General features: G+C 63.6%; 20 protein-coding genes. 10 read left to right on the top strand and 10 right to left on the bottom strand.

What is annotated here, in order from left to right; genetic code table 11:
- Window positions 1–21 precede the first annotated feature (21 nt).
- Complete coding sequence (gmk, locus tag X726_RS142455) at window positions 22–678, top strand: guanylate kinase (RefSeq protein ID WP_023689111.1); 657 nt, start codon at window positions 22–24, stop codon at window positions 676–678.
- Window positions 679–711: 33 nt separating this feature from the next.
- Here the strand turns inward: gmk and X726_RS142450 are convergent, their stop codons facing one another.
- From X726_RS142450 to lptF, 8 genes are all read right to left on the bottom strand, one after another.
- Window positions 712–1005 carry a type II toxin-antitoxin system RelE/ParE family toxin gene (locus X726_RS142450; protein WP_023672730.1) on the bottom strand — a complete coding sequence of 98 codons (294 nt, stop codon included), beginning with the start codon at window positions 1003–1005 and terminating at the stop codon, window positions 712–714.
- A complete protein-coding gene (locus X726_RS142445) occupies window positions 1002–1307 on the bottom strand; it encodes a type II toxin-antitoxin system RelB/DinJ family antitoxin (RefSeq protein ID WP_023672731.1) in 306 nt (101 codons plus the stop codon). The genes X726_RS142450 and X726_RS142445 overlap by 4 nt, the downstream gene beginning before the upstream one ends.
- Window positions 1308–1375: 68 nt before the next feature.
- A complete protein-coding gene (rsmA, locus tag X726_RS142440; RefSeq protein ID WP_023672732.1) occupies window positions 1376–2215 on the bottom strand; it encodes a 16S rRNA (adenine(1518)-N(6)/adenine(1519)-N(6))-dimethyltransferase RsmA in 840 nt (279 codons plus the stop codon).
- Between the two features lie 38 nt (window positions 2216–2253).
- Window positions 2254–3282: a 4-hydroxythreonine-4-phosphate dehydrogenase PdxA gene (pdxA, locus tag X726_RS142435; protein WP_023672733.1), complete on the bottom strand. Its 1029-nt coding sequence runs from the start codon at window positions 3280–3282 to the stop codon at window positions 2254–2256.
- Window positions 3283–3294: 12 nt separating this feature from the next.
- Window positions 3295–4224, bottom strand: a complete 930-nt coding sequence (locus X726_RS142430; RefSeq protein ID WP_023672734.1) for a peptidylprolyl isomerase — start codon at window positions 4222–4224, stop codon at window positions 3295–3297.
- Between the two features lie 91 nt (window positions 4225–4315).
- A complete protein-coding gene (locus X726_RS142425; RefSeq protein WP_023672735.1) occupies window positions 4316–6652 on the bottom strand; it encodes an LPS-assembly protein LptD in 2337 nt (778 codons plus the stop codon).
- Window positions 6652–7734 (bottom strand): LPS export ABC transporter permease LptG, encoded by a 1083-nt coding sequence (gene lptG, locus X726_RS142420; RefSeq protein WP_023672736.1) that lies wholly within the window; start codon window positions 7732–7734, stop codon window positions 6652–6654. The genes X726_RS142425 and lptG overlap by 1 nt, the downstream gene beginning before the upstream one ends.
- 2 nt (window positions 7735–7736) lie before the next feature.
- A complete protein-coding gene (gene lptF, locus X726_RS142415) occupies window positions 7737–8936 on the bottom strand; it encodes an LPS export ABC transporter permease LptF (protein ID WP_023672737.1) in 1200 nt (399 codons plus the stop codon).
- A 32-nt stretch (window positions 8937–8968) separates the two neighbouring features.
- Here lptF and X726_RS1000000170795 point away from each other — a divergent pair, with 32 nt between their 5' ends.
- From X726_RS1000000170795 to X726_RS142405, 3 genes are read left to right on the top strand one after another with little or no spacing between them, the layout of a single operon-like run.
- Window positions 8969–9262 (top strand): hypothetical protein, encoded by a 294-nt coding sequence (locus tag X726_RS1000000170795; protein WP_155923279.1) that lies wholly within the window; start codon window positions 8969–8971, stop codon window positions 9260–9262.
- Window positions 9263–9311: 49 nt separating this feature from the next.
- Complete coding sequence (locus X726_RS142410; RefSeq protein ID WP_023695590.1) at window positions 9312–10802, top strand: leucyl aminopeptidase; 1491 nt, start codon at window positions 9312–9314, stop codon at window positions 10800–10802.
- 8 nt (window positions 10803–10810) lie between these two features.
- Window positions 10811–11260 (top strand): DNA polymerase III subunit chi, encoded by a 450-nt coding sequence (locus X726_RS142405; RefSeq protein WP_023672739.1) that lies wholly within the window; start codon window positions 10811–10813, stop codon window positions 11258–11260.
- A 6-nt stretch (window positions 11261–11266) separates the two neighbouring features.
- Here X726_RS142405 and X726_RS142400 read toward each other — a convergent pair whose 3' ends face one another.
- On the bottom strand, window positions 11267–11863 hold the full coding sequence (locus X726_RS142400) for a T6SS immunity protein Tdi1 domain-containing protein (protein WP_023672740.1): 597 nt from the start codon (window positions 11861–11863) through the stop codon (window positions 11267–11269).
- Between the two features lie 201 nt (window positions 11864–12064).
- On the opposite strand from X726_RS142400, the gene X726_RS142395 reads away from it, so the two are divergent.
- From X726_RS142395 to X726_RS142375, 6 genes are all read left to right on the top strand, one after another.
- Window positions 12065–13006: a 3-oxoacyl-[acyl-carrier-protein] synthase III C-terminal domain-containing protein gene (locus X726_RS142395; protein ID WP_245272166.1), complete on the top strand. Its 942-nt coding sequence runs from the start codon at window positions 12065–12067 to the stop codon at window positions 13004–13006.
- Entirely contained in the window at window positions 13003–14742 is a 1740-nt protein-coding gene (locus X726_RS1000000172005) for an NAD-dependent epimerase/dehydratase family protein (RefSeq protein WP_023672742.1), read from the top strand. Before X726_RS142395 ends, X726_RS1000000172005 begins: the two co-directional genes overlap by 4 nt.
- The gene (locus tag X726_RS142390) at window positions 14739–15995 is read left to right on the top strand and encodes a F390 synthetase-related protein (protein ID WP_023672743.1); all 1257 of its coding nucleotides are present in this window, start codon (window positions 14739–14741) and stop codon (window positions 15993–15995) included. The genes X726_RS1000000172005 and X726_RS142390 overlap by 4 nt, the downstream gene beginning before the upstream one ends.
- 1195 nt (window positions 15996–17190) lie before the next feature.
- Complete coding sequence (locus X726_RS142385) at window positions 17191–18195, top strand: Rieske (2Fe-2S) protein (RefSeq protein WP_023672745.1); 1005 nt, start codon at window positions 17191–17193, stop codon at window positions 18193–18195.
- A 52-nt stretch (window positions 18196–18247) separates the two neighbouring features.
- The gene (locus X726_RS142380) at window positions 18248–18535 is read left to right on the top strand and encodes a type II toxin-antitoxin system RelE/ParE family toxin (RefSeq protein WP_023672746.1); all 288 of its coding nucleotides are present in this window, start codon (window positions 18248–18250) and stop codon (window positions 18533–18535) included.
- 1 nt (window position 18536) lies between these two features.
- Window positions 18537–18830 (top strand): addiction module antidote protein, encoded by a 294-nt coding sequence (locus tag X726_RS142375; RefSeq protein WP_023672747.1) that lies wholly within the window; start codon window positions 18537–18539, stop codon window positions 18828–18830.
- Window positions 18831–18888: 58 nt separating this feature from the next.
- Here the strand turns inward: X726_RS142375 and X726_RS1000000171290 are convergent.
- Window positions 18889–19940: hypothetical protein (locus tag X726_RS1000000171290; RefSeq protein ID WP_023672748.1), on the bottom strand; the 1052-nt coding region annotated here is incomplete at its 5' end.

Here is a 19940-nt window from a genome sequence, read left to right on the forward strand (position 1 = left end):
CGAATGGGTGGCAAGGAGCCGATGGTTGCCAGGGATCTCGGATCCCGCATTCGCCGCCGCGGGCTGATGCTGGTCCTGTCGTCGCCGTCGGGCGCCGGCAAGTCGACGATCGCGCGCAACCTGCTGGAAAGCGACGGCAGCCTGGAATTATCGGTCTCGGTCACTACCAGGCCACGCCGCGGCTCGGAGATCGAGGGCGTCCACTATCACTTCCGCACCACGCGCGAGTTCGAGCGGCTGCGCGATTCCGACGCATTGCTCGAATGGGCCGAGGTGCACGGCAATTGCTACGCGACGCCGCGCGAGCCGGCCGAACTGGCGCTGGCGCAGGGCCGTGACATGCTCTTCGACATCGACTGGCAAGGCGCCCAGCAGCTCAAGGAGAAGATGCGCGCCGACATCGTCTCGATCTTCATCCTGCCGCCGTCGATGAAGGAATTGAAGTCGCGCCTCAAGCGCCGCGCCGAGGACCAGGAGCACGTGATCGAGACCAGGCTGAAGAACGCCCGCAACGAGATCGAGCACTGGAAGGAATATGACTTTGTCATCGTCAACGACGATCTCGACCGCGCCTTCGCCGAAGTGCGTGGCATCGTGACGGCGGAAAGGCTGCGGCGCGACCGCCGGCCCGGGCTGTTCGATTTCGTCTCGGGGTTGCTGGACGAGAAGACGGAATAGCTCGTCCACCGCTGGCAATCTAAATTAGCCGCATCAGCTGCCTGGCAGATCGTCCGGCCAACGCTGCGCTCCGTGAAGCACGCGCAGGATTCGAATCGTGCTGTTGGTCAGCTGATAGGCCGCGACATATGGCGTGCCGACGATGACGATCTCTCGTGTCCCTGCAAGCCTGCCGATCCGGCCGCTTTGGGGAAGGTCCCGAAGACGGTTGATTGCGGCGACGATCCGCTCATCGGTGGCGATCGCGGCCGCAGGATTGTCGGCCTCGATATGCGCGAAGATGCCGTCGCGATCTGAAAGCGCGAATGGCGACCAGACGATCTTCAAGATTTAGGTTCACCCGAACGCCGCGCCGCGGCGCGTCTCTCGGCAAAATGCGCCTCGACTTGATCATCAGGAATGTCTTGTCGGGTGTCGTCGAGCGCTTCGCGAACCTTGGCGCGAAACCATAAATCATACGCCTCGTTGTTTGTGACGAGATCGATGGGCAGCGCACCCTCGTTGGCGGTTCGGGTGAGCAATATCCGCACCGCATCCGAGACCGTCAGCCCCATGCTTTCGAGCACCGCCGAAGCTCGATCCCGGATGTCGGCGTCGATACGCGTCTGGACCAGTGCATTTGCTGGCATGGCAATCTCCTTCGACGTCAATGTAATGCGTTTGAATGACGATTGCTAGGCGGCGCTAGCGCCGCCGGTCAAACCGCGTTTGTCAGCCGCACGAATTCCTCGACGCTGAGCGTCTCCGCACGCCGGGTCGGATCGATGCCGGCGCGCGTCAGCAGTGCCTCGCCACCCAGGCTCTTCACGCTCTGCCGCAGCATTTTCCGGCGCTGGCCGAAAGCGGCTTCGGTGACCCGACCGAGTTTTTTCACGTCGGTTGACAAAGGGTTGGCGCGCGGCACCAGATGCACCACCGAGGACGTTACCTTGGGGGGCGGCGTGAACGCTTGAGGCGGCACGTCGAAGGCGATCCTCGCCTCGGTCCGCCAGCCCGCCAGCACGCCGAGCCGGCCATAAGCATCGCCGCCGGCACCGGCGACAATGCGCTCGGCCACCTCGCGCTGGAACATCAGCGTCATCGATTGATAGAAGGGCGGCCAGTCCGCCATGGTCAGCCAACGGATCAACAGCTCGGTGCCGATATTGTAGGGCAGGTTGGCGGCAATCCTCACCGGGCCACCGCCTTGTGACGCGGCATTGGCAAGAGCGGCAAAATCCGTCTTCAGCGCATCGCCGCTGATCACCTCGAGCCGGCCCGGATAGTGGTTGGAGACCTCGGCCAAGGCCGCCAGGCAGCGTTCGTCGCGCTCGATGGCGACGACGCGGCGGGCACCGGCAGAGAGCAGCGCCCTGGTCAGCCCGCCGGGGCCGGGGCCGACCTCGATCACCGTGCTGTCGCTGAGGTCGCCGGCGACCCGCGCGATCTTGCCGGTCAAATTGAGGTCGAGCAGGAAATTCTGGCCAAGCGCCTTCTTTGCCTGCAGTCCATGGCGCTCGATCACCTCGCGCAGCGGCGGCAGCCCGTCAATGCTCATGAATTTTGGGCTCATGATTTGGGCTCATGATTTTTGGCTCATGCAACTGCGGGCTTTGCGCCGGTATCGGCCAGCCGGCGGGCCAGCTTCAGCGCCGCGATCAGGCTGTCGGGACGTGCGATGCCCTTGCCGGCGATGTCGAAGGCTGTGCCGTGATCGGGCGACGTGCGGATGAACGGCAGGCCAAGCGTGACGTTGACGGCCTCGTCGAAGGCCAGCGCCTTGGCCGGGATCAACGCCTGGTCATGATACATGCAGACCGCCACGTCGTAGCCGGCGCGGGCGCGCGCATGAAACATCGTATCGGCCGGCAGCGGTCCAAAGGCATCGATGCCTTGCGCCCGCAACATGTCGACCGCAGGACGAATGATGCGCTCGTCCTCTGTCCCCATGGCGCCGCTTTCGCCGGCATGCGGATTGAGGCCGGCAAGCGCGAGCCTCGGCCTGGCGATGCCGAAACGGCGTGCAAGATCGCCGGCGGTGATGCGCGCGATGGCAACGATCAGCTCCGTCGTCAGCGTCTTCGGCACCTCGGCCAGCGCGATGTGGATGGTGACCGGAACGGTGCGCAATTCGGGGCCGGCGAGCAGCATCACCGGCGTCACCGTGCCGCCTATATGGAGCGAGGCCAGATGCGCCAGATATTCGGTGTGACCGGGAAAGCCGAAGCCGGCATCGTAAAGCGGCTTCTTCGCGATCGGACAGGTGACGACCGCGGCCGCGTGACCGGCAAGGCAGTCGGCGACGGCGCGATCGATGGCCTCGATGATGCCGACGGCATTGGCCGGGTCGGGCCGGCCGGGATCGTCGGTGAAGTGGGCCGCCAGCGGCACCACGGGCAAGGCGTGTTGAAAGACACCAGCTGCTTGGGCCGGCACCGTCTCGGCGATTGCCACCGCCGCGCCGAGCCGGCGCGCCCGCGCGGCAATCAGCGCCGGATCGGCGAGAAGATAGAAGGGCGCGGCACCGGAACCGCGGGCGCTCTGCCACGCGGCAATGGCGATTTCCGGACCGACGCCGGATGGATCGCCGACGCTCAGCGCCAGCGGAAGCTCTGTCTCACGCACGGCTGGGCCGGTTCAGCGCGTAACGATCTTGGCTTTCGCCTTCAGCTCTTCGACATATTTGGCCGAGAGCTCGTCGGCGTTCTTGTCGCCGCTGCCTTCGCTCTGGAACACCATCTGGGCCGCCTTGTCGTCGGAAACCTCGCGCGACGAGCAGATGCCGATGAATTCGATGCCGCGATCGGTCTCGCGCACGGCCGTGGCGCCGCCCAGCTTGGTGGCCTTGATCTGCTCGGCCCAGTCCGGCGGCAGTTGCGGCGCCAGCAATCGGGGGAGGTCGCGAACGGTGACGTCGATCAGGCCCTTGGCGAATTCACGCGTGGTGTTGCAGCCATTGAAGCGGGCGCGCATGGCTTCGGCCTCGCGCTTGCGTTTGGCGAGTGTGGCACTGCGCTCGGCCTTCGGCACCACGAAGATCACCTGCTGCAGCATGTACTCGGTGGCGCTTGGCTTGGCGCCGCCTTTTTCGAGCATGCGCTTGACCAGATCCTGTTCGCTCACCTCCCCGCCGCCGCCGCTGTAGCGTGCGCTCAGCGCCTGGTTCCACGCCATCTGGGAGCGGATGAATTCCTTGAAATGCTCCTTGGTCACGCCGGACTGCGCCATGACACCGTCGAGCTGCTTGAGCTGCATCTTGTTGCTCGAGGCAAAGCGCTGATAGGCAGCCTCTACCTGGGCGTCGGAGATGCGGATGCCGAGACGCCTGGCCTCCGCCATACGCAGCGTCTGGTCGATCATTTCCTGACCCGCGTCACCCTTCTTGCGCTGCAGTTTCAGGAAGGCAGCCCGGTGCGCGATGTCGCCGGTGGTGATCGGCATGTTGTTGACGACATACTTGATTTCACTGGCGAAGGCCGGCGGTACCATCATGGTGACAGAGACCGAGGTCGCCGCGAACAGGAGCGCGAATCCTGCCGAAAACAGGTATTTCCTCATCGAAAGCATCCCAATTCTAGCCCGGTTTTGGCCGATTCCAGCCCGATATTGGCGAAATCCGTGCCCACTTTATGCGGCAAAACGATGTCGTCAGCCGGCTCTACTGGATGGAGTCGATCGAGCTTTGGGACGAGCCGAAATCGCCGAGCGTGCGGAACGACAGGTTGAAGCCGACATTCTGCGACACTTCCTTGGTGTTGATGTCGCGTGATTCCGAGTACGTCATCAGGTAGGTGAAGCAGGAATCATTGTAGGCAAAGCCGACGCCGTCCTTGACCAGCACACTTTGTTGCAGGTCATAGGTGCCGGTGCCGAAGACGCGCCAGTTTTCGGCAAGGTGCGTCGAGGCGCCGAGCGTGACTTCGTGGCGGTCGGTGGTGAAACCATAGAGCGGCTGCGCCTGGATGAAGGCGTATTTGGCGCTCAGCGAAACCGGCAGCCCGGAATAGGCGGCCTTCACCTCGGCACGGCGAACTTCGAAGGTCTGCTCGTCGAAGCGGCCGCTGAGCGAACCGGAGAAGCCGCTGGGGCTGCTGAAGCCGACAAGGCCGACATAGTCGGAGGTCGAAGTCTCCAGGCCGGAATCGGCGCCCGCATTGACCAGATCCGGTGAATCGAACGAGTTGCGCCCGCCCAGCTGGTAGGATTGGCCAAAGATGGCGTTGGTGCCCCAGCCATTGTCATAGGCGCCCGAATAGCGGAACCCGACATTGGCGCGGCTGCCGCCTTCGACGCGGTCGTAGCCGGAGAACTTGTCGCGCTCGAAGAGCGTCGTGGCATCGAAGACGAAGCTCTGTGCGTCCTCGTTGGGAACGGCGAGCCCGCCGACATACTGCTCGTTCGGGCGCATGAAGACCTGCGCCATCGGCTCGACGATATGGCTGGAGCCGGCCATCGAAAACAGCACCGGCCAGCGCATTTCAAGTCCGGCGGTCGCCATGTACCGGGCGAAGGAGGACCGCATGTCGTCGGAGGCATTAATTCGCGGATCGGTAGCCATCTGATTGATGGCGGCGAGCGAGCCGGAGGAGGCGTTGAGNGATTCGCCCTCGATGCCGCGCACGCGCTGAACGCCCGGCGGATCGGGGGGGAGGAAAAAGGCCTGATCGAGGTCGTCGCGGCGGATGACACGCACGTTGACGTTCAACGACAGCTGGCCACCGGCCACCGACATGTCGGGTATATATGCGTAATCGAGCGAGGGCAGCACCCAGGGCTGCTTGTCACTGCGCGCGAAGGGATTGCTGTCGGGCGTATTTTCCTGAACCTGGAAGCGCATGGCGCGCACATCGAAATAATTGCGGCCGTTGAGGCCGGTCAGGTAGACCGACGATTGATGCACGGCGTCGTTGTAGCCTTCGGTCGTATAGGTACGCGAGAAATTCTTGTCGGTCTGCAGCAGGATGTCCCAGCCGAAGTCCCAGCGCGGATTGATGGCGAACTGGCCTTTGGTGCCCATCATGCCGCGGAATTTGTTCGGATCGCCTGCTGGCCCCGAATTGACATTGTAGCCGTCGGGGAAAGCCGCGAAATCACGGAAAGCGCCTGGGTCCTGCTGGTTGATTCCGGCAAGCTTCAGCGTGTACTGGCCATTGTTGAAGCGCTGGCGCCACTCGGCCTCGCCGAGGAAACCCTGCTTGGTGTAGCCGCTGCCGGTAACGGTGAGGTCGTAGGTCGGCGACAAAGCGAAGTAGTAGGGGACTTTGACGCCGACGCCGAGACGGTTGTTGTAGCCGATGCTGGGGATCAGGAAGCCGCTTTTGCGCTTGACCGTCGGGTCGGCGATCTCGAACGCCGGCAGATAAGCCAGCGGGAAACCGAAGAATTCGAAATTCGCGTTCTCGAAGCGAACCGTTTTCTTTTCGCCGTTCCAGATGATCTTCCTGGCTTTGATCCGCCAGGTCGGCGCCTTGTCCGGCTTGTCTTCGCAAGGCTCGCAGGCCGTATAGACGCCGTTGTGGAACGTTGTCAGCACGCCGCCCATGCGCTCGGCGCTTTCGGCGGCGAAATAGGCTTTTTCGGGCGTTTCGACGCGCAGCGCATTAACGAAACCGTCAGCGAAATCGTCGGTAATATCGATATGCTGCGAGTTGATCTTGGTGCCGTCGCTGTTGACGATCTCGACATTGCCGCTGGCAACCAGCCGCTTGGTGTTTCGATCATAGACGACGCGCTGGGCGACGAGCTTGTTGCCGCCATAGTCGATCTGGACGCCGCCGATGGCGGTGACCGTCTGGTTGTCGTTGTTATAGACGAGCGTGTCGGCCGCCAGCAGCATCTGGGAGCCGGAGGGAACTTTCGTTGCCACGTCGGTAACGTCCTGCGCCAGCGCAGGGGCCGTCAGCACGCTGCAGGCGAGCAGGCATGCCAAGGCGCTCGCCGAATAGAGGCGCGCCAAACCGGCCTGCCTATGGCTGCGCAAAGCCGCCTCCCTCACTAGCCGTCTTCCTTGTATAGCAGGAATGTCACCCCAAAGAACATAGCCACGACAACCGGAACCCATGCAGCCACGGCTGTGGGCACGAATCCCGCCACGCCGAATGCCTTGACCAATACCGAAACGACATAAAGCAGAAAGCCGGCGAGGACGCCACCCAGAATCATCGTTGCCGACTGCCCCATCCTCGCAAATCGCATTGAAACTGTTGCCGCAATCAGCGTCATGGCCACAAGCAGGAACGGTAACGCCACCAGCGAATCGAACTGCATGGCGAAGGCATTTGCCTTGAGGCCGAAGGAGCGGGCAACCTCAACCTTGCCGGGAAGGTCGTAAAACGGGATGGTCTCGGGGCGCGCCAGCCGTTCCTGCACGAATTCCGGCTTGAGGTTGGTCGGCAACTGGTCGGTCGTTTCGGAACGGATGTTGCCGTCCTTGAACACCTTGACGTCCTGCAATTCCCAGTAGCCGTCGCGCAGAAAGGCCCGCGCCGCGTCCTTGCGCTCGACGATATTGCCCTGCGGATCGAGGACGAAGAACACGGCGTCGGCCATTTCCAGGCCCTGGTTCAGGATGGCGCGGGCGCCGATGATGGTGTCGCCGGAGTTGGTTTTCTGGCGGATCCACGGCGTGGCATCGGCCGCCACCACGTTCGAATTGCCGGATCGCAGCTGGTTTTCCATCTGCTCCGACCATGAGAAGCCATGCGCGGCGATCGGATTGAGCACGCCGACCGACAATATGCCGAATAACAGCGCACCGATGCAGCAGGGCAACAGAAACTGCCAGGCCGACACTCCGGCCGATCGCGCAATCACCAGCTCGTATTTGCGGTTGAGCGACACCAGCGTCGCCATCGCCGAGAACAGGCCGACGAACGGCACCGTCTGCAGCATGATCATCGGCATCCTCAGCGCCGAGATCGCGACCGCCGTGCCGTAGGTGAAGCCCGGCAGGCCGGTGATGCGGCCGGACAGCTCGGTGAAGTCGATCAGGAACACCAGCGCCAGAAGGCCGATGAAGAACCAGATCGTGATCGACACGTAGCGAAAGAAGAAGTAGCGGCCCAGGGTCCAGCCCATCGTCAGGCTCCCTGGCCGGATGTGTAGCGCCGATTGAGGCGCAGCTTGAGCGCCGTCCAGCCATCGCTGACGCGGCCGGCGAAATTCGTCATCCAGTCGGCCCAGCTGCCGGGCAGTTCCATGCTTCGCGAGGTGACGATGAACCAGATGGCGACCGCCGAGGCGATGACCGGCACGCCATAGACCATATAGGCGTATTGCGGGATCTTGTCGGCCTTGCCGGCGGCAAAGAAGCCCAGCCAGCGCACGAACAGCGCAATGGCGATGGCTGTGATCAGCGGGTGGATGCGCGCCTCGCGGTGTGAGCGCGCATCGCCTGCCACGGCCAGCGCGATCAGCGCGAACACCAGCGAATAGGACCATTCGGAAAAGCGCTGGTCGAGCTCGGCCTTGTAGGCGCCGGGCCTGCGCTGGAAGATCTTGTCGTTCGGATCCGGGTTGAGCAGGTATTGCGTCGTTCGGTCCTTGGGCAGGAGCATGATATCGTTCGCCGCCGACATGAAGGCGGAAAGGTCGAAGGCGTAGGACGTGAAGCGAATGACCGACAGGTCGCCGGTCAGCGTCTTGCGATGAATGACGCCGTCATTCATCATCAGCACCTTCTCGTCACCCTTTTCGACGACGCTGCCGCTCTTGGCATAATAGATCAGATTGGCGCCTTCCTCGCGCGAATCGGCCACGAAGATGCCGCCGAGCCGGTTGTCCGGCAGCCGCTCGCCTATCTGCAGGAACAGCCCGTCGTCGATCTTGCGGAACGTGCCTTCCTGGATGATCAGCGACAAGAGATCGGCGCGCGAGGATGCTATCAGCTGGCGGTTCTTCTGCCTGGCATAGGGTTCGACGCCATTGTCGACCGCGAAGGAAAAGACGCTGGCCGCCAGCGCGATCAGCAGGACCGGCCGCACAATCGTCCAGCGCGAGGCGCCGGCGGCGTTGATGACGGCCAATTCCGAATCGGAGTTCATGACGCTGAGCGTCTGGGCCACCGCCACCACCAGGGCGAATGGCACCACGATCGGGATGATGGTGGGGATGATGAGGCCCGCGACCTCGAAAAAAGTGAGCGCCGATTGGCCACTGTCGGTGACCAGGTCGATGCGGGCAAGCACCTGCGTCGTCCAGACAATGGCCAGCGTCCAGATCAGCGCAGCGAGAAACACCGCCAGTGCGCGACGCATGATGTAGCGTTCAACGACCTTCATGTAAGGCTTTTCTCGATTTGCCGAACGGCATCATGCCCGCGGACAAGGTAGTCGTCCGGCTGCGGCTGTACAACTGGGTGCGTTTGGCCATTTCTTTCAGGCGGTTCGATCCGATTCTCCGTCCCACATCGCCCGTCCCGCAGGCCGGAGTGTCGGCGGCAATGGATAAGAAAGGGAGAACATCAATGGTTAACAACAGGTTGCGGCAGGAAAGCGGAGCCGTGCCGCGACGAATCGTTATCGATTCCGCTGCGCATATGAGCCCTGATTCCGGCAAAGTCTTGCCAAATCAAGGAAAACGACCAAATGTCGCGCATCTTCCCTGAGAATGCATTTTTCCTGAAAATCTGAGCCGTTTCCCGAAAGCAGGACCTGATGACTTTGAGACCATTGATCGCCTTCGCCAAATTTGCCGCACCCAAAAAGGGCAGCATCATCGTGCTGGCGGCCGACGATGGTGGTCTTGGCGAACCGGCAAAGGCCTGCGACCCCTCAGGAACGCTGGCGCGGGCGTTTCCGGTGGCGGAGTTTTCCGGAAAATTCGCCGGTGTCGTCGAAGTGCTGGCGCCGCAGGGAACATCGCTCGACCGACTGGTGGCGGTCGGCGCCGGCAAGGTCGCCGGCCTCGATGACTTTGCCTGGCTGAAGCTTGGCGGCACCATCGCCGCGTCCCTGCGCAAGGCAGCGGAGGTGGCCGTCATCCTCGATGTGCCGGGCGCAAAGATTGGCGGCAGGCAAGCGGCGAACCTTGCCGCCGGCATCATTCTGCGCAGCTACTCCTTCGACAAATACAAGACCAGGAAAGACAAGGACGATGCCGAGCCGAAGAAACCGGTCAAGGTGACCATCCACACCGCCGATCCTGCCGCGGCGAAAAAGGCCTTCGCCGACGAGGTTGCGGTCATCGACGGCGTGCTTCTGGCGCGCGACCTTGTCAACGAACCGGCCAATACGCTCGGCCCGATCGAATTCGCCGCCCGCGCCAAGGAACTGGAAGCGCTCGGCGTCGAGGTCGAAATCCTCACCGAGAAGGAAATGAAGAAGCTCGGCATGGGCTCGCTCCTCGGTGTCGCGCAAGGCTCGCCACGCGGCGCCCGGATGGCTGTCATGCAATGGAAGGGCGGCAAGGCCAAGGACGCACCGGTCGCCTTCGTCGGCAAGGGCGTCACCTTCGACACCGGCGGCAATTCGATGAAACCGGCTTCCGGCATGGAGGACATGAAGGGCGACATGGGCGGCGCCGCGGCCGTCATCGGGCTCATTCAGGCGCTAGCCGCGCGCAAGGCCAAGGCCAATGTCGTCGGCATCGTCGGGCTGGTGGAAAATGCCGTCGACGGCCATGCCCAGCGCCCCGGCGACATCGTCACCTCGATGTCGGGTCAGACCATCGAGGTGCTCAACACCGATGCCGAAGGACGCCTCGTTCTGGCCGACGCGCTGTGGTATTGCAACGACCGCTTCCAGCCGAAATTCATGGTCAATCTGGCGACGCTGACCGGCGCCATCATGGTCGCGCTCGGCCAGCATTATGCCGGCCTGTTCTCCAACAATGACGAACTTTCGGACAGGTTGACGGCGGCCGGCCAGGCGAGTCAGGAGCGGCTGTGGCGCATGCCGCTTGGGCCCGAATACGACAAGCTGATCGATTCCAAGAACGCCGACATGAAGAACATCGGCGGCCGCTATGGCGGCGCCATCATCGCCGCGCAGTTCCTGCAGCGCTTCGTCAAGGAAACGCCGTGGGCGCATCTCGACATCGCCGGCACCGCGATGGGCTCTCCGCCGAGCGAGATCAACCAGTCCTGGGGCTCGGGTTTCGGCGTCAGGCTGCTCGACCGGCTGGTGCGCGACAATTACGAGGGATAAGGCAGGGAATGGCCGATGTCCTGTTCTACCACCTGACCGAATCGACGCTGGAGGATGCGCTTCCCGGCCTGCTCGAGCGCAGCGTCGATCGCGGCTGGCGCGCCGTGGTGCAGACAGGGACCGAGGAGCGGCGCGATGCGCTCGACCTGCATCTGTGGACATTCAGGGACGATTCGTTCCTCGCGCACGCGACCGACCGTGAAGCCCATCCGGCCGAACAGCCAATCCTGCTCACCACGAGCGACGCCAACCCCAACCAGGCGCAGATACGCTTCCTCGTCGATGGCGCCGCACCCGCCGATCTCGCCGGCTACGAACGCGCCGTGTTCCTGTTCGACGGCCATGACGCGGCCCAGGTCGAAGGGGCGCGGACGCATTGGAAGGTGTTGAAAGAAGCGGGCCACGCTGTCACCTACTGGCAGCAGACGCCCGACCGTCGCTGGGAGCGCAAGGCGTAAGTCGCGTTATCGGTCGCTGATCGTAACCTTGTTTATCTTCGCGCCCTGCGGGAGATCTTTCACCTGCCGATGGATTTGGCCGGCGATATGCACCTTCACAACGAAAAACGTCGTTTCCATCTCTCGCAGACTCATTTCGCCGCCAAGCACCGGCGGCTTCTTGAAATCATAGCATTGGCCGGCTGCCGGAATCAGTCCGTTCTTTCGGGCGGCAACGACAAGGCCCGCCAGCAGCAACTCGTCGCGGCGCGCTTCATTCTGCAAGTCGGCCTGAAATTCCGCCCAATGACCCGCAATTCTGGTCAATTTCCCGTCGAGCATATCGAGATGACGAACCGACCCCTCGCCGGCACGGAAAAATATGTCGCCGAAAGCTGACACCGCAGCTGGTTCAAGGCCATCCAGTCCGATCCACTTCCAGCCGTCCAACGCTTCCGCGACTTCGTTCGCAGGTGGTTCGATAAAGAGGAACTGATAGTCATGGGGCCATTCGGCTCTGATCAAGCCCCCTGTATTGGCTCTGTTGGCCTCGGCTTTTCCTTCCTGTCTGGCGTCGGACGCGCCAAAAATTGAAGAAATAAAGCGGAAAAAAGATCTGGCCATAATCGCCCCCGTACGGGTCTTTATACGTGCGAGAGATTCTAGCCGCAATCCACTGAAGGCTCCATAGTTCCCACGCATTCGTCTTGATGATGGCCATCACATTGGATCCGTTTTATGGATTGACTGGATGCAGGCTCATTGGGCGGGCTGAGAATGCGGATCAGGATCATCGGAACCGGGCGGGCCGTGCCGGCTCGATGCGTGACGTCGCGCGCCCTCGATGCGCGGCTGGGGTTTGGCGATGGACATTTCGAGGCCGCGACCGGCGTCATCGAACGCTATGTCTGCGAGGCCGAATCGCAGGTCGACCTTGCTTGTGCCGCAGCCCGTCTGGCGCTTGCCGATGCCGAACTTGAGGCAGGCAGTGTCGATCTGGTCATCGGCGGTTGCGGCGTGCCTTACCAGCCGTTGCCGTCGACGGCGCCGCTGGTCATGCAGCGCCTCGGCCTTGCCGATGGGTCGGCGGCCGCTTTCGACGTCAACAGCACCTGCCTGGGCTTCCTCACAGCCTTCGAGACCGCGTCGCGCCTGATCGAGGCCGGGCAATGCCGGACGGCGCTGGTGTTCTCGTCTGAAATCGCCTCGCGCGCGCTGCCGTGGCAGGACCAGCCGGAAATTGCGGCCCTCTTCGGCGATGGCGCGGCGGCCGCCGTGCTGCAACAGGCAGCCCCTGCCGAGGGTCGAGTCGCGGCCAACCTGATGCGCACCTACCCTTCCGCCTATGCGGCCTGCAGCATCGGCTCCGGCGGCACCCGGTTCGACTTTCATCGTGAGCCTGAGGAATTTGCCCGCCACAGCCTGTTCCACATGGAGGGTAAGGAACTGTTTCGCGTCACGTCACGCCATTTCAACGGCTTTGTAGCGGAGTTGCTCGATCGCGCCGGCTGGCGGCACGACGATGTCGACCTCGTCGTGCCGCATCAGGCAAGCCCTTTCGCGCTCGCCCACATGGCGCGCCAGACGGGCTTCGCCAGGGAAAAGCTCGTCGACATCGCGGCGCGCTACGGCAATCAGATCGCAGCTTCCATCCCCTTTGCGCTCGACGTCGCGCGCCGCGAACAACGCATTGTGCCCGGCGCCAAAGTGCTGTTCCTCGGCACCTCGGCCGGCGTGTCGTTCGGCGGCATGGCGCTGGAAGCATGACCGTGGGACGCGTCCTCGTCACCGGCGCTAGCGGCTTCCTCGGCGCGCATGTCATGGCGCGGCTGGCTGCACTGGGCACACCGGCGCTGGGTCTTGGCAGGGACGCCAAACGCTGCGCGGCGCTCGAAGCCGCTGGTCATCGGGTCGTTCGGCTCGATTTGTCTCAACCATTCGATGCAGCTGCCGCGCGCGCTCTCGACGGCGTCGATGCGATCATCCACTGCGCGGCACTTTCCGCGCCCTTCGGCAGGTTGGCGGATTTCCAGACGGCAAATGTCACAGCTACCCGCAACCTCAGCGATTTCGCGCGCGGGCAAGGCGTGCGCCGCTTCGTCCATATCTCCAGCCCGACGGTCTGTTTCGCCTATCGCGACCAGCTCGGAGTTTCCGAGAATGCGGCCTTGCCCCCTCCGGTCAACCACTATGCCCGCACCAAGCGGCAGGCCGAGGAGATCGTGCTGGCGGCGCCTGAGATCAGCCCGGTGGTGCTGCGGCCGCGCGGCCTCTACGGTCCCGGCGACCGCACGCTGCTGCCGCGTCTGCTGCAGGTGGCACGGCAGCGCCCGCTGCCGCTGTTTCNAGTGACAGATATTCAACATCTGCGGCGGCGAAGTGGTGCCGGTCCGCCGCGTTGCCGAGGCGGCCTGCGCCCGCGCCGGCGTGCAGCCGCGCTGGCGCAGAATGCCGCTCTGGCCCGCCATGCTGGCGGCCGGGATAGCGGAGACGGTAGCGAATATATTGCCCGGCCGCCCGGAACCGCCGGTGACGCGCTACGGTCTTGGCCTGTTCGCCTATGCGCAGAGCCTCGATCTTTCCAAGGCAGGCCGCATCCTCGGCTGGGCGCCGAAAGTGTCGTTCGAGGAAGGGCTCGATCGCACATTCGGCAAGGCGATGGAAAGCAGGGGGGCAGCGTGAAGATCGTCTTCGCCAACAGCGCCTCTGTCGGCGCAGCCGAGCGCCTGATCCTGCGCGGCGGCAGCTGGGCGAAGGTCAGGCTACGTGTCCGCTACGGCCTGATCATGCATCCGCGGGCCGGCCCCGTCCTGATCGACACCGGCTACACGCCGCATGTGACACAAGGCAGTGGGCGCAGCACGGCGCTGCGTCTTTACAGTGCGATCCTCCGGCCCCAGCTCAACGAAGCCGAGCAGCCGCTCGCGGTACTGGCGCGCTTCGGCCTGTCTTTGCAGGATGTGCGCACCGTCATCGTCACGCATTTCCATGCCGACCACATGTCGGGCCTGTCGCTGTTTCCCAACGCTCGGCTTATCGCCAATGACACCGCCTGGGCGCGGGCGAAGGCCAAGACTTCCCTGCAGAATCTGCGCCATGGCGTCTTCAAGGAACTGTTCCCGTCTGACTTCGAGGCCCGACTCGACGGGCTGTCGTCGAAGCGGCAGGTCGAGCCGCGTGGCGGCGTACCGGGCGGCGCCGATCTGTTCGGCGACGGCAGCGTCATCGCAGTCGGTCTGCCCGGCCATGCCGATGGCCAGTTCGGCCTTTCGTTCCCAAATCTGGAGCGGCCGCTGCTCTACGCCGTCGACGCGCAATGGTTGTTCGCGGCCCTTGTCGAAAACCGAACTCCCGGTCTGCCGGCAACCCTGCTGGCCGAGGATGCCGCCGCGATCGAGCCGACCAGCGTAATGTTGCGCCGGTTTCTGGCGACCGGCGGCGAGGTTGTTCTTTGTCATGATCCGGCGGTGACGGCCTACGATCTGGCCGGAGAGAGCGCATGAACGGGCCGACGGAAGCGGCCCGTTCGTTTGTGTTGACGCAATGGCTCTCGCGCAAGAGCCGTGAGAATTTCGAACGCTGGCAAGGTCATGCCTTGCGCCGCTTTCTCGGCCGCGACCTGCCGCGCGCGCCGTTCTACGGCAAGACGCCGCGTCATCTCGGCGATCTGCCGGTGACCGACAAGGCGACGCTGATGGGCAATTTCGAGCGCTTCAACATTCATGGCGTCTCGGCCGCCGAGGCCTGGAAGGCGCAGGCCGGCGATAGCCGCATTGGCGAGCTGACTGTCGGCTCCAGCACCGGCACGTCGGGCAATCGTGGCCTGTTCGTCATTTCCGAGGCGGAAAAATACCGCTGGCTGGGCACCATCCTGGCCAAAGCCGTGCCCGATCTGCTCTGGCGCCGGCAGCGCGTTGCGGTGATCCTGCCGCAAAACACCGGGCTCTACGATAGCGCGCGCAAATCGCGGCGTATCGACCTGCGCTTCTTCGATCTGACGCGCGGTCCGGAGAGCTGGCGCGGCGCTCTCGAAGATTTCGCGCCGACGGTGATCATCGCGCCACCGAAGATACTGCGGCACTTCGCGGCCGAGGGTTTTCGGCTCAAGCCGCAGCGTGTCTTCAGCGCCGCCGAAACGCTCGACCCGGTTGACCGGCCGGTCATCGAGGCATTCTTTGGTGGTCAGGTCGACCAGATCTACATGGCGACCGAAGGGCTGTTCGCCGTCACCTGCCGCCAGGGCGGGCTGCATCTGGCCGAGGATTCGGTGTTCTTCGAGTTCGAACCGGCCGGCGACGGCCTGGTCATGCCGCTGATCACCGCCTTTCGCCGCCGGACCCAGATCATGGCGCGCTACCGGATGAACGATCTGCTGCGGCTGTCGGAAAAGCCATGCCGCTGCGGCTCGCCGCTGCGCACGCTGGACGAGATCGTCGGCCGCATGGACGACGCTTTCCGGCTCGCCTCGCCGCACGGGCAGCTCCTCGTCACGCCCGACATACTACGCAATGCGGTGCTCAAGGCCGACCGGCGCATCGACGATTTCCGCCTGGTCCAGACCGCTGAAGATGCAATCGAACTCAGCCTGGCCCCCGGGCTTGCCGACGAAGCCGCCACCGCTGCCCATCAGGCCGTGCGCAATTTGCTGGCGGCGCGCCAGGCGACAGCTTCGGTCAGCCTTGTTCGCAGGGACCTGCCGTTGGAGACCGGCCGCAAACTGCGTCGGGTCGAATGCCACCTGGGAGCGGCATCATGAACCGGCTCGCTATGTTGCCACTCGATCAGACGAACCGGGTAGAAAACAGCCCGCGTGAGGTCGAAGCCTTCGTTCAGCTTTTCAACGAGGTGCCGGTGCGCGACCTCGTGCGCAATCTGACAGTGGCTGTCGAAACCTTCGAGATCGCCGGCCGCTCCTTTCCGCTGACGCTGAACGACAGAAGCGAAGCGCCGAACTGCTATATCTGCTGCCCGTCCAGCGCCTATATCGACTATGCCATCGACGAGACCCGCAATTTCGTCTCCTCGCCCTTGCTGCAAAAAACGATGCGGATGCTGATCGGCCTGTGCGCGCCGCTGGTCAGGATGAGCGGCCTTGACCATCAGGTTCAGGTCAACAACTGGCTCTATTCGACCAATCCGGTGCCGCTGCTCGATCGCAACGCGGTCGCGGCGATGCGCGACGATCTCACCGCGCGTTTTCCAGATCGCGCTGTTTTCATCCGCTCCCTGAACGAGATCGCCGATCCCTCGACAATCGCAGCGCTGAAGGCGGAGGGTTTTCGAATGCTGGCGGCGCGGCAGATCTACATCTTCGCAGGCGACGGTTCGGCCATGACCAACGACATGAAGCGCGACCGCAAGCGGCTGCCCACGACGCCTTTCGAGCAGGTCGGCAATGGCGACTTCACCGAGGCCGACTATGCGCGCGCCGAAGCGCTCTACCGGATGCTCTATCTCGACAAATACACGCCGCTCAACCCGCACTACACGGCCCGCTATATCGGCGAGACGCACCGTCGCGGCATCCTGCAACTGGCAGGCCTGCGTCGTCCCGGCGGTGAACTGGTCGCCGTCGCCGCTTTGTCTCAGAACGGCAGGACACTGACGCAGCCCATCGTCGGCTACGACACCGGCCTCCCGGTGAGCGAAGGCCTTTACCGCATGATGATGGCGCTGGCGCAGGATCATGCGATGGCGCACAGCCTGTTCTTCAACATGAGCGCCGGTGCCGCCGCCTTCAAACGCTTGCGCGGCGCCGTGGCGACGGTGGAATACAACGCCGTCTATGCTGCCCATCTGCCGCGCCGCCAACGCATGGCGGTGCGGATCATGGAATAGATCGGAAGAGCACACGTCTGAACTNATCTGCCGCGCCGCCAACGCATGGCGGTGCGGATCATGGAATTTGTGCTCGCGAAGATCGGCATTCCCCTGCTCAGGAGATTTGAACTTTGAGCGACACCCGGCAGCAGAAAGACAAAGACTATTGGCAGGCGGTGATGCGGTCTGCCGACATCAAAGCCAAGCCGAAGCGCATCCTGTTCGACGGCGCGCCACTGGTGCTGTTCCGCTCGGCGAAAGGCATTGCCGCCCTCTTCGACCGCTGCGCTCACCGCCTGGTCGAACTCTCGACCGGCAAGGTCGTCGGTGGCGAGATCGAATGTCCCTATCATGGCTGGCGCTACAATGGGGAAGGGCGCTGCACCGCCATTCCCGGCCATGTCGGCGACGTCCCGCATTACCGTATCCGCCGCTACAGCGCGATCGAGCGCGACGGCGTCGTCTTCGTCTCGGCAGGCACGCCTGAGGGCGAGCCCTATCTCCATTGCATGCAAGGCAAGGATGTCGTCGTGAAGCGGGTGCGAAGCTCGGCGCGATCGACGGTGCTCGACGCCGCCGAGAACATTCTCGACGCCACTCACACCCACTTCACCCACAAGGGTGTCCTGCGCGGCCTGACCGCAAAGCGCCATCTCGTGCGCGTCGAGGTGACCGGCGGCAAGGGCTGGGTCGAAAGCTGCTACACCGGCGAGGACCGCCAACAGGGGCTGGTCAGCCGGCTGCTGGAAGGCGAGCGCGCCAAGACCATCGGCCGCTACCGCCATCCCGGCATCGTCGAACTCGAATATTGGGGCAAGGGCGGCTTGGCGCTGGCGACCACTTTCCATTTGCGTCAGGCGGACGAACGGACCGTCGAAGGCGTCGGCTGGCTGATCGGCCCGCGACAGGGCCTGTTCGGCGAACTCAAGGCGCTTGCTTTCCGGCCGCTCTTTGCCTTTGCCCTGCAGCAGGATCGCCGTGTGCTGAAATCGGCCAGCGACAACGCCCGTATATCGCCGCAGGTTCAGCCGGCGATCGGCCCGCTGGATTTCCTGCGCCGCGACATAGCGGCGATCATCGACGGCAAGATGCCACCGGCGGCGGCAGAGCCGCGGGTGCACCAAATCGAGTTGTAATCTAAAGTTCACGGCACTTGATTCCAGTTCTGCTGTAAGTTATAGTTCACGGATGATCGAAGTTCGATCCACTGACGAATTCCGAAAATGGCTCAGAGGGCTCACGGACATTCGCGCCGTAAAGAAGATCACCCAACGGATTGTCCGCGTTCAGGCTGGGCTGTTGGGAGACGCCAAGTTCTTCGATGGCATAGGAGAATTGCGCGTAGATTACGGTCCGGGATACCGCGTGTACTTCGTCCGGCGCGGCAACACGGTCATTATCCTGCTCTGCGGCGGTGACAAAGGCTCGCAGGACAGGGACATCGGAAAAGCCAGGAAAATGGCAAAGGAAGTTTGATATGACCCTCAGAACCACACCATTCGACGCCGCCGAATATCTTGATGATGCTGAGTCTCAAGCCGAACTGCTCGCTGATGCGTTCGAGACCGGGGACGCGACTTATATTGCGCACGCCCTCGGCATTGTCGCGCGCGCCCGCGGCATGACAAGCATAGCGAAGGACGCCGGCGTGACCCGAGAGGCACTCTACAAGGCGCTGAGCGAAAAGGGCGATCCGCGCCTCAGTACATTGCTGGGCGTAACCAAGGCGCTTGGCCTGCAATTGTCCGCAAAGCCAGTTAATCCCGTTTAGGCAACCTTAGCAGGACTTACGCACTCAGCTGAAAACGGGAAGTTCCGCTTCAACTCGACTAGTCCTGCTCCGGCCCATTCCACTCGATATCGCGCGTCGACGCAGCCTGAAGGCTGATGCGCTGGCGCAGTGCTGTGCCGGCGATCTCGGCCAGCGTGCGCCACTGCGCCCGCTTCGGCGCGGGGTCGCCCGGCCAGTCGAGCAGCTCATCGGCATCGTGCATCGCCTGGCGAAAACTGCCGAGACCACCGGAGCGCAGTGCCGCCGGCATCCCGTAGATCCACATCGCAAGCCTCACCGTCTGCGGCGCCGTCACGTCGGGCTTCACCTCGGCGCCATCCTCCAGGACCGCGTCGGCGAAGCGCCGCGGATCGCGAAAGAAGTGCAGGCCGCTCACGGCGCGCGGATTGCACTCCAGTGGCAGCACCGTGCCGTTATTCTCGCGCATCAGGTCGAAGGAGATCTGGCCGGTCCAGCCGGCGCCGGCGACGAAGGTTTCGACGAAGCGCCGGGCAGCCGCATCCCCGACTGGCTCGAAACAGATGCCGGCGCCCATGCCGGCGCGATAGAGCGAACAGTAGAGCGCCAGCGCTTTGAGTTCACCCTCGACCGCCACCGCATAGGCGCTGATCTCTTCACCGGCGATGTAGCGCTGCGCCACCCAAGGAGCGGCGGGCGAGGGGCGGACGGCGTCGAGTTCGTCCGGCGATGGCCGCAGCAGTACGTCACGGGCAAAACGTGACCACACAGGTTTGAACACCAATTCGCGCGATTGGCCACGAACGCCGTCGAGATCGGCCTCGCTTTGCAGCAGTATCGTTTCCGGCACGTCGAGCCCAAGGCTCTGCGCCAGCCGGATGAAGGCATGCTTGTCGTGAACGCGGGCGAGCATCGCCATCTCGGGTGCGAAGAGGCGGGCCGGCATGGCGCGGTGCTGCCAGAGACGACCGAGATAAAAGACTTCCTCGCAGGTCGGGATAACGAGTTCGATGCCTTCCGCGCGGACAAGCGCTTCCACCGCCTTGGCATAGGCGTCGGCGGCAAAGCGCGGCGGCGGCAGGCGATGGTAGGCGGCGCAGGCCGTGCTCGCTGCGGCGATCGGCCGGGCCG

It is taken from the genome of Mesorhizobium sp. LSJC285A00 (assembly GCF_000503155.1).
In the GTDB taxonomy this organism is placed as follows: Bacteria; Pseudomonadota; Alphaproteobacteria; order Rhizobiales; family Rhizobiaceae; genus Mesorhizobium.